The organism is Streptomyces sp. McG3, assembly GCF_018619185.1.
In the GTDB taxonomy this organism is placed as follows: Bacteria; Actinomycetota; Actinomycetes; order Streptomycetales; family Streptomycetaceae; genus Streptomyces.
In genome coordinates this window covers 37,121-54,486 of record NZ_JAAXYC010000017.1, presented here as the reverse complement: position 1 = coordinate 54,486, position 17,366 = coordinate 37,121, and the positions used below count along the sequence as shown (strand labels likewise).

The window sequence follows — 17,366 nt, the reverse complement described above, 5'->3', positions numbered from 1 at the left end:
ATCCCCACCCGGCCCACCGCCTGGCCCGAGCACGAAGGGCCCGCCCGGGCCGGGGTCAACTCCTTCGGATTCGGCGGCACCAACGCCCATGTCGTCCTGGAGGAGGCACCCGCGCCCCTGCCGGACATCCGCCCCGCCGCGACCGCCGGGCGACGCTGGAGCATCCTGCCCCTCAGCGCCCGCAACCCCGACGCCCTGACGGAGATGGCGGCCGGGATCCGGGGCGAGCTGGCGGGCGACAACGGCCCGGCCGTGGCCCTCGACGACCTCGGCCACACCCTGGCCCACCGCCGCCAGCACCTCCCCGAGCGGCTGTCCGTCGCCTACACCTCGCGCGCCTCCCTCGACGAGGCCCTCGCCGCCCACGCGCGCGGCGAGGCCCATCCCCGGGTCGTCCACGGCCGGACCCGGGACGCCGCCGACCGGCGGCTGGTGTGGGTCTTCACCGGCATGGGCCCCCAGTGGTGGGGCATGGGCCGCCAACTCCTGGAGGAGGAGCCGGTCTTCCGCGACGCCGTCGCCGCGTGCGACCGGGCGCTGCGGGAGTTCGCCGACTGGTCTCTCATCGAGGAGATGACCGCCGACGAGTCCGTCTCCCGGATGGCGGAGACCTGGCTCGCCCAGCCCGCGAACTTCGCCGTGCAGGTCGCCCTGGCGGCCCTGTGGCGGTCCCACGGAGTGCGCCCGGACGCCGTGGTCGGCCACAGCACCGGTGAGATCGCCGCCTTCCACGCGGCGGGCGTCTACTCCCTGCGGGACGCGGCCAGGATCGTCGTGCACCGCAGCCGCCTCCAGCAGACCCTGGCCGGCACCGGCGCCATGCTCGCCGTCAGCCTCTCGGAGGACGAGGCGGAGCGCCGGGTACGCCCCTACAGCGACCGGGTCTCCATCGCCGCCGTCAACAGCCCCACCGCGATCACCCTGGCCGGGGACGAGGCCGCGCTGACCTTGCTGGCCGAGGAACTGCGGGCCGAGCAGCAATTCGCGAAGTTCCTCACCGTCGAAGTGCCCTACCACAGCGTCGTCATGGAGCAGATCAAGGACGAACTGCTCGCTGAACTCGCTCCGTTGGAGCCGCGAGCGGCCCGGGTTCCGCTGTACCTCACCGGTGTCGAGGGAACCGCCCGGGGCGAGGAACTGGACGCCGCGTACTGGTGGAAGAACGTCCGCGAGCGGGTGCGCTTCCGCTCCGCGGTCGACCGCATCGCCGACGACGGCCACCAGGTGTTCCTGGAGATCGGCCCGCACCCGGTCCTCGGCCACGCGATCCGCGAATGCCTCGACACGGGCGGGACGAGCGGGCTCACCCTGCCCTCGATCCGCCGCCGGGAGAACGAGAGCGAGCGCTTCGCCGCCTCCCTCGGCTCGCTCCACAACCTGGGCGTCGCCGTCGACTGGAGCGTCCTCCAGCCGGCCGGCCGGCCGGTCACCCTGCCCCGCCACCCCTTCCGGCGCGACCGTCACTGGACCGAACCCCGGCCGGTCGCCCAGGTCCGGCTCGGCCACCGCGACCACCAACTCCTGGGCCGCCGCACCGACCGTACGGAGCCCACCTGGCAGGCCCGCCTGGACACCGAGGACCTGCCGTACCTCGCCGACCACCGCATCCAGGACACCGTGGTCTTCCCCGCCGCCGGCTATCTGGAAATGGCCGCCCAGGCCGTCCTGCGGCTCACCGGCGGCACCACCGCCGTCCTCGCCGACATCGATCTGCGCAAGGCCCTCTTCCTGCCCGACGGCGAGGACCGGACCGTGGAGGTGTCGCTCTCCCTGGAGAACGCCGCCTTCACCATCGCCTCCCCGACCGGGGACGACGCGGAACGGGTCGTGCACGCGAGCGGGATCGTCCGCACCGGGCAACGCCGCCGCACCGCCCCGCCGCTCGACGCCCCCGCGCTCCGCGCCAGGGCACTCCGGCGCCTCGAAGGCCCCGACTGCTACACCGCGCTGGCCGCCCTCGGCTACCACTACGGCCCCGCCTTCCAGGCCATCGAGGAGGTCTGGATCGGCGCCGGAGAGGTCCTCGCCCGGATCCGCCCGCCCCGGGCGATCGGCGACGACGCCGCGGGCCACCACCTCCACCCCGTCCTCCTCGACGCCTGCTTCCAGACCCTCCTGACTCCGCTGATCCCGCCGGCCCCCGAAGACCCCGCACCGGTCACCGGGATCAGGCTGCCGCTCTCCCTGGACGAGGTCGCCCTCGAACCCATCGGCGACCAGCCGTTCTGGGCCCACGCCACCCTGCTCCCCGGCGACGCCGACACCACCCTCGGCAACATCGCCCTGTACGCCGACGACGGGGCGCCGCTCGGCCGCGTCCTCGGCTTCCGCGCCGCCGACGTGGAGAAGGCGGCCACCGCCGTCGCCCGGACCACGATCGACTCCTGGCTCGCCGAACCCGTCTGGACCGACTGCCCACCGCTGCCCGCCGTCGACGCCCGCGCCCTGCCGCAGGAGGTGAACGACGGTGACGTGAATGACGGCGACGTACGCGGCGGGCCGACGGGGCGCGAAGCCGATCGCCGGCCGGTACCCACGACAGCCGTACGGGACCACGACTGGCTGGTCCTCGCCGACACCGGGGGAGTCGCGGACGCCTTCGCCGCCCTGGCCGGCGCCCGCGGCGAACGCTGCCGCCTGGTGCGCCGGGGCGCGGCCTACACCGCGTCCGGCGACGGCGCCACGTTCACCGTCGACCCCGCGTCCGACGCCGGTCTGCGCCGGCTCCTCGCCGACCTGGACCGCGACGGGGGTCCCTTCCGGGGGGCCGTCCTGCACCTGTGGAACCTCGACGCGCCCGCCCTCGCCGACTGCGACCGGACCTCCCTGACCGACCACACCGGCGCGGGAGCGTACTCACTGATCGCCCTCGCCCGGCTCCTGTCCGCCCGGGACGGCGGAGGCCGCCTGCACATCGTCACCCGCGGCGCCCAGCCGGCCCTGCCCGGCGAAGGGCCCGAACCCCTCGGGGCACCCGCCTGGGGCATCGGCCGCGTGCTGCGGCACCAGGAACTGATCGAACACCCCGGCAAACTCATCGACCTCGACCCCGGGCGGCAGCCGGGCCCCGACGGCGACCGGGCCGAGGCCGAAGCGCTCCTCGGCGAAGTCCTCAGCGACGACGAGGAGGAGATCGCCCTGCGCGACGGGGTCCGCCGCACCAGCCGCCTCCGCCCCGCCGAGGGCCTGACCAGGCCGCTGCCCCTGCGCCTGCGGGCGGACGGCAGCTATCTGGTCACCGGCGCGTTCGGCGCGCTCGGCCGACTGCTGTGCCGCACCCTCGTACGCCGCGGGGCCCGCCGGATCATCCTGGTCGGGCGCACCCCCGTCCCGGCCCGCGAGAAGTGGGCCGGCACCGACCCCGCCACCGCCGAGGGCCGGGCCGTGGCCCTGCTCCGCGAGCTGGAGGCGCTCGGCGCGCAGCCCGTCCTCGCGACCCTCGACATCACCGACGAGGACGCCCTGGCCGGCTGGCTCGACGCCCACCGGCACAGCGGGGCGCCTCCCGTACGCGGGGTGTTCCACCTCGCCGGACAGGTCCGTGACACGCTCGTCGCCGATCTGGACCGGGCCGCCTTCGACGCCGTCCACGACCCCAAGACCGTCGGCGCCCACCTCCTGCACCGGCACCTGCGCGACGAACCCCTCGAACACTTCGTGCTCTTCGCCTCGATCGCCTCGCTGCTGACCACGGCCGGCCAGACCAACTACGCCGCGGGCAACGCCTTCCTGGATGCCCTCGCCCACCACCGCCGCGCCCGGCAACTGCCCGCGCTCAGCCTGGACTGGGGCCCCTGGGCCACCGGAATGATCGAGGAACTCGGACTGGTCGACCACTATCTGCACAGCCGTGGCATGAGCTCGCTGTCCCCGGACGCCGGCATGGCCGTCCTGGAACGCGTCATCGGCCAGGACCACGCCCAGCTGGTCGTCGCCACCGTCGTCGACTGGCCCGTCTTCCTCGCCTGGTACCCGTCCCCGCCGCCGCTGGTCGCCGACCTCGCCGCGGCCGCCGCCCCGCCGGCCGACGCCGCCTCGGGCAACGGATTCCTCGACGTCTTCCGCGCCGCCGACGAGGAGACCCGCCGGGCCCTGGTCGCCGAGCGGTTCGCCGCGCTCTCGGCCACCGTGCTGCGCACCGGCACGGACCGCATCGACCCCGCCACCGGACTCGGCGAACTCGGCCTCGACTCACTCCTCGCCATGGAGCTGCGGGCCCGGATCCACGCCGAGCTCGGCGTCGCCCTCCCCGTGGTCGCCCTGCTCAGCGGCACCCCGGCCGGGGAACTCGCCGCCCAGCTCCACGACGGCCTCACCGCCCTGGCCTCGGCCGACGCCCCCGACGGGGCCCCGGGAGCTGTGGAACTCCACAGTGACGAGGGGCAGTACCCACTGACGCAGAACCAGAAAGCGCTCTGGTTCCTCAAGCACCTCAACCCCGACGGCTACGCGTACAACATCGGCGGGGCCGTCGAGGTGACCGTCACGCTCGAACCGGACCTGATGTTCGAGGCCGTCCGCCGGCTCATCGCCCGGCACCCCGCGCTCCGCACCAACTTCCTCCTGGTGGACGGGCAGGCCGTGCAGCGGGTCTCCGAGGACGCCGCGATGGACCTCGCCCTCTTCGACGTCCAGGGAGAGGACTGGGAGTCCATCCACGCGACGATCGTCCAGGAGTACCGCAAGCCCTACGACCTCGCCCAGGACCCCCTGGTCCGCTTCCGGCTCTTCAAGCGGGGCCCGGACCGCTGGATCATCATGAAGGCCGTCCACCACATCGTCTCCGACGCCATCTCCACCTTCACCTTCATCGAGGAACTCCTCGCCGTCTACGAGGCGTTGCGCCGCAACCAGGAACCCCAGCTCCCACCGATCGGGGCCCGCTACCTCGACTTCCTCAACCAGCAGAACGCCTTCCTGGCCGGGCCCGGGGCGGCGGGCATGCTCGACTACTGGCGCTCCCACCTGCCGGCCGAGGTCCCGCTCCTCGACCTCCCCGTCGACAAGCCGCGCCCGGCGGTCCAGACGCACAACGGGGCCTCCGAGTTCTTCGTCCTGGACGACGCCCTCAGCGCCCGGGTCCAGGCCCTGGCCCGGGCCCACGGCGTCACCCCGTTCATGGTGCTGCTGAGCGCGTACTACCTCCTGCTGCACCGCTATTCCGGGCAGGACCACATCGTCGTCGGCAGCCCGGTGACCGGCCGCACCCGGCAGGACTTCTCGTCCGTCTACGGCTACTTCGTCAACCCGCTGCCCCTGCACGCCGACCTGTCCGATGACCCGACCGTCGCCGAACTGCTGCAACAGGTCCGCCGGACCGTGCTCGGCGGCCTGGACAACCAGGAGTACCCCTTCGTCCTCCTCGTCGAGGAGCTGGGCCTCCAGCACGACCCCAGCCGCTCCGCCGTCTTCCAGGCGATGTTCATCCTCCTCACCCACAAGGTGGCCACCGAGCAGTACGGCTACCGCCTGGAGTACATCGAACTACCGGAGGAGGAAGGGCAGTTCGACATAACGCTGTCCGCCTACGAGGACGAGGCCGAGGGCCGCTTCCACTGCGTGTTCAAGTACAACACCGACCTCTTCCTCCCCGAGACCATGCGCCGCATGGCCGCCCACTACACCCGGCTCCTCGACCGGATGACCCGGGTGCCGGGCGAACAGCCCGCCTCACGACTGGAGATGCTCGGCGACCGGGAGCGGGAACGGCTCGTCGGGGAATGGAGCCGCCCGGCCCTGCCGTCCGCCGGACCCGGGGCGGAGCCGTTCACCCCGGTCCAGACGCTGATCGGCCGCGTCGCCGTCGAACACCCCGCGGCCGTCGCCGTCACCCTGCCCACCGCACACGGCGGGACGCGCCGGCTGACCTACGCCGAACTGGACCGGCGGGCCGCCGGCACCGCCGCCCGGCTGCGGGCGCTCGGCGTCGGCGAGGGCTCGGTGGTCGTGCTGTGCCTCGACAAGACGCCCGAGCTGATCGTCACCCTGCTCGGCGTGCTCAGGGCCGGCGCCGCCTACCTCCCGCTCCGCCCCGACCAGCCCGCCGACCGGCTCGCCCACCTCGTGACGACCACGGGCGCGGCACTCGTCCTCGTCGCGGACGACGCCGCGCCGGAGCAGACCGGAGCGCTGACCGTCCCGACGCTCACCCTCGCCGCGCTCGGACGTACCGAACCGCACCCGGAAGGACCGGCCGCCGAGGCGGGCCCCGACTCGCCCGCGTACGTCATCACCACCTCCGGATCCACCGGCCGGCCCAAGGCCGTCCGCGTCAGCCACCGCAACCTCGCCTCCGCCCACGCCGCGTGGCGCCAGGAGTACCGGCTGGACAGCGACGTCCGCACACACCTCCAGATGGCCGAACCGTCCTTCGACGTGTTCACCGGCGACCTGGTGCGCGCCCTGTGCTCGGGCGGCACCCTCGTCCTGGCCGACCGCGACCTCCTCTTCGACACCACCCGGCTCTACCGGACAATGCGTCAGGAACGCGTGGACTGCGCGGAGTTCGTTCCCGCCGTCGTCCGCGGCCTGATGGACCACTGCGCACGGGAAGGGCTGCGGCTGGACTTCCTGCGCCTGCTGGTGGTCGGTTCGGACGCCTGGAGCGTGGGGGAGTACCGCCGGCTGGCCGAGCTGTGCGGACCCGGCACCCGCCTCGTCAACTCCTACGGCCTCACCGAGGCCACCATCGACAGCGCGTTCTTCGAGGGGCCCGTCGACGACCTGGAACCCGGCGCGATGGTCCCGATCGGCCGGCCCCTGCCCAACAGCACCCTCCACGTCCTCGACGCCCACGGCGAACCCGTCCCGCCCGGCGTGCCCGGCGAACTCTGGATCGGCGGCGCCGGAGTCGCCCTCGGCTACGCCGGAGACCCCGAACAGACCGAGGAGCGCTTCGTCACCCGGGCCCTCGGCCGGGGAGCCGACGCCCGGACCGAACGCCTCTACCGCACCGGCGACATCGCCCGCTGGGACGCGCACGGCCGGGTCCACCTGCTCGGCCGCACCGACGGACAGGTCAAACTGCGCGGCCACCGCATCGAGATCGGCGAGATCGAGGCGCAGCTCGCCCAGTGGCCCCCGCTCGCCCGGGCCGTCGTCACCGTACGCACCGACACCGGGGGAGAGGCGACACTCTGCGCCTACTGCGTCCCCGCGCCCGGCGCGACCCTGGACGTCCGGGCCCTGCGCCGCCACCTGGCGCGCTCACTGCCCTCGTACATGATCCCGTCCCACTTCACCGAACTGCCCGCCCTGCCGCTGACGGCCAACGGCAAGGTCGACACGGCCGCCCTGCCCGCCCCCCGGGCCGAGGCGGGAGCCCGACCGCACGAGGAGCCCGTGACGCTGTACGAGGTCAGCGTCGCCCGCCACTGGAAGACCCTGCTCGGCCGCGAACAGATCGGTCTGGAGGACGACTTCTTCGAACTCGGCGGCAGCTCGATCAAACTCATCGAACTCCTCCACCACCTGCGCACCGAGTTCGGCGTCGGCGTCCCCGTCAGCAGGCTCTACCAGGTCACCACGCTGCACGGCATGGCCGCCACCGTGGAGGACGTCCTGCTCGGCACCACCGCCGACGAACTGCCCAGCCTCACCTTCAACGCCGGACAGGCCCCCGCCCTCTTCTGCTTCCCGCCCGCCGGCGGCCACGGACTCGTCTACCGAGGGCTGGCCGCCCAGCTCCCCGACCACTCCGTCACCGGCTTCAACTACCTCCCCGGCGACGACAAGGTCAGCCGGTACGCCGACCTGATCGAGGCGGACCGGCCCGACGGCCCCTACCTGCTCCTGGGCTACTCCCTCGGCGGCAACCTCGCCTTCGAGACGGCCAAGGAGCTGGAGCGGCGCGGCCGGGAGGTCGCCCACGTCGTCATCCTCGACTCCCGCCGCATCCTCGCCGCCTACGAACCGGACGCCTCGGGCATCGCCGCCTTCGAGAGCGAACTCGCCGACCACGTACGCAAGCACACCGGCTCCGAGGCCGTCGCCCGCGAGACCCTCGCCCACGCCGCCGAGTACCTCGCCTTCTGCGGTCGCACCCCCAACACCGGCACGGTCGCCGCGACGGTCAGCGTGATCACCGACGAGGAGAAGGCCGCCCTCTACGCCGCCGGGGAGCACGGCACCTGGCACGGCAGCTCCACCGGCGCCACCGCCGTACTGCGCGGCTCCGGCGTCCACGCCGACATGCTCGACGCCAAGCACCTGCCCCGCAACGCCGAGCTGGTGCGCTCCGTCCTGAGGGGAGACGCGGCCCATGGCGGATGACGACCCCACCGACTGGACCAGCAGGGAACGCACCCCGGGCACCCCGCCCCGCGTCATCGTCATCGGCGCGGGCGTGGCCGGCCTCTCCACCGGCGTCTACGCGCAGATGAGCGGAGCCAGGACCCGCATCTTCGAGAAGCACGTGCTGCCCGGCGGCTGCTGCACCGCCTGGTCGCGCGACGGGTACCTCTTCGACTACTGCATCGAATGGCTCATCGGCACCGCCCCGGGCAACGACGCCCACCAGGTGTGGAGCGAACTCGGCGCGCTCGACGGCAAGACGGTCACCAACTTCGAACTGTTCAACAAGGTCGAGGACGCCTCGGGCCGGTCGGTGACGTTCTACAACGACCCCGACCGGCTGGAGGCCCACCTCCTGGAGGTCTCACCCGCCGACGCCCCGCTCATCCGGGCCTTCACCCGGGACCTGCGGCGCTTCATCGACATCGAGCTGTACCCGTTCCTGACGGCGCCCGCGCTCAGGACCGTACGGGAGAGGGCCCAGACCCTGCGCACGGTGCTCCCCGCGTTCCGGCTGTTCTGGCGGACCGCGGCCACCCCGATGCACGTGTTCGCCGACCGGTTCCAGGACCCGCTGCTGCGCAGGGCGTTCCGCAACATCTTCTTCCAGGACCCCGAGGGCTTCCCGATGCTGCCCTACCTCTTCAACATGGCGGCCGCCCACCACGGCAACGCGGGCTTCCCCCAGGGCGGTTCGCTCGGCCTCGCCCGCTCCGTCGAGGAGCGCTACAAGAGCCTCGGCGGAACGGTCACCTACCGGGCCCGTACCGAACGCATCCTGGTCGAGGACGACCGCGCGATCGGCATCGAACTCCGCAACGGGAAGAAGTACTTCGCCGAGCACGTGGTCTCCGCCTGCGACGGCCACACCACCGTCTACGGACTCCTGGGCGGCCGGTACACCGGCCCCCGGATCGACAAGCTCTACACCGACCTCCTCCACCGCCCCGGCACCCTCTTCCCCGCCGTCGTCTCCGCCTTCGTCGGCCTGCGCGGCGACCTGGAACCCGAGGAGGCGCACAGCACCACACACCTCCTCGGCCCCGACGACGCGGCCCACCTCCCCGGAGCCCTCCAGGACAGCCTCGTCGTGCAGGCACGCTCCCGCTACTCCGGCGGCTTCGCACCGCCGGGCCACTCCGTCCTGCACTGCACCTACTTCAGCGACTACGCCCACTGGAAGGACCTGCGCACCAGGGACCGCAAGGAGTACCGCCGGCGCAAGAGCGAAGTGGCCCACTTCGTCCGCGACTTCCTGGAGCGCCGCACGCCGGGCATCGCGGAGCGCATCGCCATCGTCGAGGTCGCCACGCCCGCCACCACCCACCGCTACACCGGCAACCTCGGCGGCTCCATCCTCGCGTGGAAGGCGTTCTCCGACGCCGACGACGTCGCGGCGCGCCTCGTCGGCAAGGACCGGATGCGGCTGCCGGGACTGAGCGACTTCTCCATGGCCGGACAGTGGGTCGGCATGGGCGGCCTGATCCGCGCCGCCTCCACCGGCCGCTTCGCCGTCCAGTACCTCTGCCGCGACCTGGGCCTGGAATTCCGGGCCTGGGAGAGCAAGGGCGCCGAACCCTGGCACCCCGGGAAGCTGGGACATCTGCCCCAGCTCGACCGGTGGTCCGCACGGGAGAGCGAGGGCTCATGAGCGGCGACAGGAACGGGCCCCGGCCCGGCGGCGCCCGCCGGCCCCGGGAGACGATGATCATCATCGGGGCCGGCCTCGGCGGGCTCTCCACCGGCTGCTACGCCCAGATGAACGGCTACCGCACCCGCATCCTGGAGATGCACGAGATCCCCGGCGGCTGCTGCACCGCCTGGGAGCGTGGCGGCTTCACCCTGGACGCCTGCGTCAGCTGGCTCCTCGGCAGCGGCCCCGGCAACGAGATGCACCAGATCTGGCTGGAGCTCGGCGCCCTCCAGGGCAAGGAGATCCGCCACTTCGACGTCTTCAACATCGTGCGCGGCTCGGACGGCCGGGCCGTCCACTTCTACTCCGACCCCGACCGCCTCGAAGCCCACCTCATCGACATCTCGCCCGCCGACGCCCGGCTGGTGCGGAAGTTCTGCGCGCAACTGCGCAGCTTCCGCAAGGCGCTCGCGGTCTACCCCTTCCTCAAGCCCGTCGGACTGATGGGACGCCGGGAGCGCTGGCGGATGCTCGCCTCGTTCCTGCCGTACTTCAACTCCGTCCGCACCACGATCACCGTCCTGATGAGCGACTTCTCCCAGAAGTTCAAGGACCCCCTCCTGCGGGAGGCCTTCAACTTCATCCTGTACGAGAAGCACCCGGCTTTCCCCGTCCTCCCCTTCCACTTCCAGCTCGCCTCGCACGCCAACCTCTCCGCCGGAGTCCCCGAAGGCGGCTCCCTCGGCCTCGCCGAGTCGATCGAGGCCCGCTACCGCCGGCTCGGCGGCGAGGTCTCCTACAACACCAGGGTCGAGACGGTGATCGTCGAGGACGACCGGGCGGTGGGCGTCCGCCTCAGCGACGGTCAAGAACTGCGCGCCGACATCGTCGTGTCGGCCTGCGACGGCTACACCACGACCATGAAGTTCCTGGAGGGCAAGTACCTGGGCGAGGACTACCGCAAGCTCTACACCGAGACCATCCACGAACCCGGCATGGTCTTCCCCGGCTACTTCACCCTCTTCCTCGGCCTCTCCCGCCCCTTCCCCGAGGGCGACCCCTGCACCACCTACCTCCTCGACGGGGCGACGGCCGCCGAACTGACCGGCATCCGCCACCCCAGCATCAACGTCCAGTTCCGCAGCCGCCACTACCCCGAACTGTCCCCGGACGGCACCACCGTCGTCTACGCCACCTACTTCTGCGACATCGCCCCCTGGCGCGCCCTGGACGAGGGCCCCGAACAGATCACCCGCACCCGCGGCGGACAGGAGCTGCACACCCTGCCCGTACGGCACGGGCGCGGCTACTACGCGGCGAAACGGCGGGCCCGCGAAACACTCGTCGGCTTCCTGGAGCAGCGCTACCCCGGCCTGCGGGACGCGATCGTCGTCCGTGACGTCTCCAGCCCCCTCACCCAGGTCCGCTACACCGGCAACTACGACGGGACCGTCCTCGGCTGGCAGCCCTTCGTGGAGAGCGGCGAGACCCTCGAAGAGCTGATCAAGAAGCACGGCCCGGGCCTCCCCGGGCTGCGCGACTTCTACCAGTCCGGTGTCTGGGCCACCACCGGCGGGCTCATCCGGGCCGCCGCCGCCGGACGCCACGTCATGCAGTTCGTCTGCCGCGACGACGACCGGCCCTTCACCGCGTCGCTCGACCTCACCGCACCACCACCGACCCACCGGGTCATCCCCGTGCCCGTGCGCCCCGCCGCACCGACCGAGAGGAAACCATGAAGATCGCGAAATGGGTGGTCCGCGAACACGTCGAAGGAGTCCCCGACGTGGACCGGGTCTACGAGAAGGTCGTCGAGAACGTCGACGTGACCCTCGCCCCCGACGAGATGCTCCTGCGCACCCTGTACGTCTCCGTCGACCCCTATCTCCAGGGCATCGCCCTCGACACCCCGATCGGCCGGCACATGGGCGCCGACTCGATCATGGAGGTGGTGGAGGCGGGACCGCGCGCCGCCCACCGCGTCGGCGACCTCGTCCAGGGCTTCGGCGGCTGGCGCACCCATGTGATCGGCACCGGCGTCCCCGAACTCTGGCAGACCGGCACGTTCCCCATGGTCTTCCCCGCCTACCGCAGGCTCGACCCCCGGTGGTACGACGACGACGCCCTGCCGCTGACGACCGCCCTCAGCGTGATGGGCGGCCCCGGCATGACCGCCTGGGGGACCCTGACCAAGTACATGACGATCAGTCCCGGCGAGACCCTCGTCATCAGCGGGGCGTCCGGCTCGGTGGGCTCCCTCGTCGGGCAGCTCGCCGCGCTCGCCGGGGCCCGGGTCATCGGCACCACCTCGTCCCCGGAGAAGGCGGACTACCTCACCGGGCTCGGGTTCGACGCGGTGATCGTCTACCGTCACGGGGACAGCGCGGAGACCGTCCGCGACGCACTCGTCCGGGCCGCCCCCGACGGCGTCGACCGGTACTTCGACAACCTCGGCGGCGCGGTCACCGACGCCGTGTTCTCCCTGCTCAACATCGGGAGCCAGGTGGCGGTGTGCTGGCAGTGGGCCACCCAGGTCGGCAACGAGTCCACCGGCCCCCGGCTCCTGCCCTACCTGATGTTCCCGCGCGCCACCGTCCGCGGCATCTTCTCCCTGGAATGGTTCACCGAACAGAACTGGCAGGACCTCCACGCCGACCTGGGCGGCCGCGTCCGGCGCGGTGAGGTCGTCTGCGACCACACCCTGCACCACGGCTTCGACAGGATCCCCGCCGCCTACGGCAGCCTCTACGGCGACCGGGCGGCCAACCGCGGCAAGGTGCTCGTCGAACTCTGAGCGCCGTCCTCCCTCCGCCCGATCCAACGGTGCTGCCCAGGAGGCACGTTGACCACCACCGACCCCACGCATCCGGCCCCGGAGCCGATGCACCGCCTGTTCTTCGAGGAACCCGGGCCGCCCCGCCCCGCCGAGCTGCCGGGCGGCGCCCCCGCCTGGCAGGTCAGCCGTTACGAGGACGTCCGCCAGGTGCTCTCCGACCCGCGGTTCGGCCGGGCCCGGCTGTACGCCCCCGACGCGCCCGCCCTCTCCGGCGTACCCGACCTCGTGAACGACCCCGACCTGATGTTCAACCAGGACGGCCCCGACCATCTGCGGCTGCGCCGCACCCTGCGGCGCGCGTTCACCCCGAGGGCCGTCGCCCGCTGGCGGCCGTGGATCGCCGCGATAGTGGAGGGGCTCCTCGACCGGCTGGAGACGCGACCGCAACCGGCCGACGCGGTGGCCGAGTTCGCCCTCCCGCTCCCGGTGGCGGTGATCAGCCGCCTCATGGGGCTCGACGAGTCCGCGTGGGACCGGATGCGGCACTGGAGCGAGCACGCCTTCTCCGACGGCACCCACGACGGCGAACAGGTGGCGGCGGCCCTCAAGGAGTTCAGCGCGTTCGGCGCGCACCTCCTCGCGGAGCGGCGCCGGACCCCGGGCGAGGACCTGATCAGCGGTCTGGTCGCGGCGGCCGACGAGGAAGGGGGCGTCCCCGAGGCCCAGTTGGTCAGCCTGGTGTGCGGGCTGGTCGTCGGAGGCCACGACAGCACGATGACCATGCTCGGCAACGCCCTGCTCTACCTGCTGGGTGAACGCCGTGAGACCTGGCCGCGCCTCGGCGCCGACGAGGAGGCCGCGGGGCACCTCGTGGACCGTCTCGTCCACCTCGTCCCGCTGGGCGACGACCGGGGCAGCACCCGCCATGCCGGTGAGGACGTCGAGGTCGGCGGGGTGACGATCCCGGCCGGCGCGATCGTGCTCGCCGACTGCGGCATGGCCAACCGCGACCCGGAGGTCTTTCCGCCCGCCACCCTCCACGACCTGTTCGCCCCGCTGGAGGCCCCCACGCTCTCCTTCGGCGCGGGCCCCCACTACTGCCTCGGCGCCTGGCTGGCCCGCACGGAGCTCCAGCTCGCCCTGCACCGCCTGGCCGCCCGCTTCCCGGGGCTGCGCCTGGCCGCCCCCGTCGACACGGTCGTGTGGCGGACCGGGACGACCTCCCGCGGCCCGCTGCGTCTGGGCGTCAGTTGGTAGGGCCGCCGAGGGCCCGTCGCAGCACCGCGATCTGCTCCCCGGCGGCCCTTCGCGGGAGGGAGAGACGGGGGAGCGCCCCGTCGAATCCGTGGAACGCCCCGGGCCACAGATGGAATTCGGTCGACACCCCGGCGCCGATCAACCGCAGCGCGTACTGGGCGCACTCGTCGCGGAACACCTCCAGCTCCCCGACGTCGACGTACGCGGGCGGGAGCCCCGACAGATCGGCGGCGCGGGCGGGGGCCGCGTACGGGGAGACCTCGTCGCCACCCGCGAGCGGACCGAGCAACGCCGCCCAGCCGTAGAGGTTGTTGGCGCGTGGCCAGGTGACGGCTTCGGTGAACTCCCGGCTGGATTCCGTGGTGTTGCGGTCGTCCAGCATCGGGCAGAGCAGGAACTGGAAGACCAGGGGCGGCCCGCCGCGGTCCCGGGCGATCAGAGCCGTGGCGGCCGCGAGGCCGCCGCCCGCGCTGATCCCGCCGACCGCGAGCCGCTCCGGATCGACGCCGAGCGCACCCGCCCGCTCCGCGGTCCACCGCAGTGCGCGGTAGCAGTCCTCGACGGGCGTGGGATGGGGGTGCTCGGGCGCGAGCCGGTAGTCCACGGACGCCACGGCACACCCGGCCCCCAGGACGTACGCCGAGACCCGGGCGTCGTCCGTCTCGGGTGTGCCGAGCACCATGCCGCCGCCGTGGATCCACACCAGGCAGGGAAGCGGCCCGGGAGGCGCCTCGCGGGGCCGGTAGAAGCGGACCCGGACCGGGCCGGGGCCCGGCAGCCGGTGGTCGGTCACCACGACACCCTCGGCGGGCGGCGGGAAGGCCGTTTCGGCGCGGGCGGCGCGCAGGGCGGCCAACTCCCGGCGGTCCAGACGGTGCAGGACGGTGGGCGGCAGCGGCTCGGCGGCGAGCGCCGCGGCCATCTCGGGGTCCAGTCGGGGATCGTGGGGCATCGGGGGAGCCTTCCTCGGGATGGACTGCGGCAGGAAGGGCGGCGGCAGGCGGAAAGGGGAACGGCCGGGGTGCGCCGGTCCGTCCGGCGCACCCCGGCCACCGTCAGCCGCGTGCGACGGCGATCGAGCCCCCGAGCCGGTCGCCCGCCTCGTAGACCAGGTACGGTACGCCCCGGTCCGTGCCGAAGCTCGGTGAGGCGCTGCGGCCGTTCTCCGGGGCCGCGCTGCCCGAGTCGTAGAACACCCCGAGGTGGTCGCGGCGGGAGAAGTCGTTGCCGACCTCGGTGATCAGGATGTTCCCGCCGTCCTCCTTGCCGGTGTGGTAGACGACGTAACAGCTGCCGCCCCGGGTCAGCAGGTGCGGACCGCTGAGGTTGTTCACGCCGACGTCCGAGTGGCGCACCAGCGGCTGCTGGGCGAAGGTCCAGTCGCGGCCGTCCTTCGACCAGCCCCAGGCGATGTCGCGATGGTTGGACTGATTGTTGATCATGAAGAGCATCACGTACCGCGCGCCGCGCGCGGGCAGGTCGTGCCGGAACACCCGGGCGTAGGACGTCTCGTTGGTGCCCGCGGGCAGCATGTCCTTGGTGAGCACCGTCCTGTCGTACGTGAAGGTGACGCCGTCCTTGGACCGGGCGAGCCGGGTCGTGTGGTTCTCGCCGTGGAAGTAGAGCCACAGCTCCTTGACGTCCTCGTTCCACAGGACGTGCGGTGAGGAGACATGGCTGACCTTGTAGTGCGGCTGCCAGTCGTTGGAGACCAGCGGGTTGGCCGGGTGCTCCGTGAACGGGCCCTCCAGCGAGTCGCCGTAGGCCAGGCAGATGCCACCGGGCGCGTCGTGGGGGGGCGTAGTAGAGGTAGTAGCGGCCCAGCGGGTTCGCCAGCTTGTCGTACACGCCCCGGATACACGGGAAGATGATCTCGCCCGTCGGGTTGTACTTCAGCTGGGAGGGTGTCAGGAGCGGCTTCAGGTGGCGGTAGTCGGGGAAGCCGCCCGGGGCAGCGGCGGCGGGGGCCGCCCCCGCGCCGGTGGCGATCAGTCCGGCGGTCGCCGCCGTGCCGGCCAGCGCGCCCCGCAGGAAGATCCGACGGCTCGGGTGGGGTGCGGCGGCCGCGACCGGAGTGTCCTCGTGCTGTGTCATGTCGTTCTCCGTCCCGAAAGGATGAGCGATCACAGATAACTGGCGGCGGTGACGCAGAAACCGCCGAGCGCCACGGCCCAGACGTACGGCAGGGTCCGCAGCATCACCTGCTGCGGCGTCACCCCCGCGTACTGCGCGCTCCACACGGTCTGCGTGCTGGTGGGGTCCGACACCCCGAACACCTGGTTGTACGAGGTCGCCAGCCCCAGCACCGCGACGGCCGGGTAGATGCCGGCGGCGATGAGGACGCCCGCTATGCCCGCGCCGAGACCGAAGACGTTCAGCGGCCCCCGGTACAGACAGAGCGGCACGAGCAGCGTGAAGACCAGGACGAACAGCACCGGGTTCTGCGGGCTGACCGCCTTGACCAGCGGCTCCAGCGACTCCACCGCACCGGGCAGCTTCACCGCGGCGAGCAGGATGCCGATGGCGATGAACAGGACGATCGGAGCGGCCGCGACCTCGAACGAGCCGTACAGCGTCCGCAGCAGCCGCTTGTTCATCTCGCGCGGCCGGGTGGTCGTGACGAGCGCGAACAGGATGCCCGCCAGCATCGACGGCAGGATCGCCACCTCGAAGCCGAGGGCGAGGACCAGCGGCACGACCGGGGTGAGGAGCGCGTACCACGGGGCGTCGCCCAGCTGCTTGCGCCGCGAAAGGGGTTTGGCGGAGGCCGACTTGAGCGACCAGGCGTGCTCGACGCCGCGCCTGCGGGTCTCGACGACGACGAAGAGGACGGCCGCGGCCAGGGCGAACGGGAACAGCTTGAACATGAAGCCGCGCACGGTCTCGACGGGCAGTTCCAGCGCGGTGGAGAAGAACTGCCAGATGGGCAGCTCGAACGGCATGCCGGCGGCGATGCCCATCAGGATCGTCCCGGCCGCCGTGACCTTGGGGATGCCCACGGCGATCATGGCGGGGATGCCGATGATCCCGGCGAGCATCGCCGCGGGAGCCGAGCCGGTGACCGTGCCGACCAGGGTGGAGACGCCGAGGACGCCCAGGGCGACCACCACCGGCCGGTCCCCGCCGAACTCGACGATCTTGCGCACCAGGGTGCCCGCGATGCCGGTCTCGTCGAGGAGCCTGCCCAGCCAGGAGCCCAGCAGGATCGCGATCATCGTGGCGCCGAGAGCCGGCGCGCCCTCCTGGACGACCGTGTCGAGGACACTGTTCTCGCCGGTCAGCGGGGCGCCCGCGACGAAGGCGATGACGACGGCCAGGATGACGAGCGCGAAGGCCGTGGGCAGCCTGCGGGTGAGCATGGCGGCGACACCGGCCGCCATGACAAGAAGGATGACGACGCCCATGGCG

The 17,366-nt window shown here is 72.5% G+C and carries 7 protein-coding genes and 1 pseudogene; 5 read left to right on the top strand and 3 right to left on the bottom strand.

The genetic code is table 11. The features are described 5' to 3' along the window. The 5 genes from HET64_RS05050 to HET64_RS05030 all read left to right on the top strand — a co-directional run. On the top strand, window positions 1-8,271 hold an 8,271-nt coding region (locus HET64_RS05050), incomplete at its 5' end, for a non-ribosomal peptide synthetase (protein WP_215102749.1). Beyond that, complete coding sequence (locus HET64_RS05045) at window positions 8,261-9,943, top strand: NAD(P)/FAD-dependent oxidoreductase (RefSeq protein ID WP_215102747.1); 1,683 nt, start codon at window positions 8,261-8,263, stop codon at window positions 9,941-9,943. The genes HET64_RS05050 and HET64_RS05045, both read left to right, overlap by 11 nt. Continuing rightward, window positions 9,940-11,664: an NAD(P)/FAD-dependent oxidoreductase gene (locus HET64_RS05040; RefSeq protein WP_215102745.1), complete on the top strand. Its 1,725-nt coding sequence runs from the start codon at window positions 9,940-9,942 to the stop codon at window positions 11,662-11,664. The genes HET64_RS05045 and HET64_RS05040 overlap by 4 nt, the downstream gene beginning before the upstream one ends. After that, window positions 11,661-12,719: an NADP-dependent oxidoreductase gene (locus HET64_RS05035; protein WP_215102743.1), complete on the top strand. Its 1,059-nt coding sequence runs from the start codon at window positions 11,661-11,663 to the stop codon at window positions 12,717-12,719. The genes HET64_RS05040 and HET64_RS05035 overlap by 4 nt, the downstream gene beginning before the upstream one ends. Before the next feature lie 48 nt (window positions 12,720-12,767). After that, complete coding sequence (locus HET64_RS05030) at window positions 12,768-13,958, top strand: cytochrome P450 (RefSeq protein ID WP_215102741.1); 1,191 nt, start codon at window positions 12,768-12,770, stop codon at window positions 13,956-13,958. On the opposite strand, the gene HET64_RS05025 is transcribed toward HET64_RS05030, so the two are convergent. From HET64_RS05025 to HET64_RS05015, 3 genes and pseudogenes are all read right to left on the bottom strand, one after another. Further along, complete coding sequence (locus HET64_RS05025; protein WP_215102739.1) at window positions 13,948-14,910, bottom strand: alpha/beta hydrolase; 963 nt, start codon at window positions 14,908-14,910, stop codon at window positions 13,948-13,950. The genes HET64_RS05030 and HET64_RS05025 overlap by 11 nt on opposite strands. 103 nt (window positions 14,911-15,013) lie before the next feature. Beyond that, a pseudogene (locus tag HET64_RS05020) lies at window positions 15,014-16,052 on the bottom strand (hypothetical protein). A 29-nt stretch (window positions 16,053-16,081) separates the two neighbouring features. After that, entirely contained in the window at window positions 16,082-17,362 is a 1,281-nt protein-coding gene (locus HET64_RS05015; RefSeq protein ID WP_215102737.1) for a TRAP transporter large permease subunit, read from the bottom strand. Window positions 17,363-17,366: the final 4 nt, after the last annotated feature.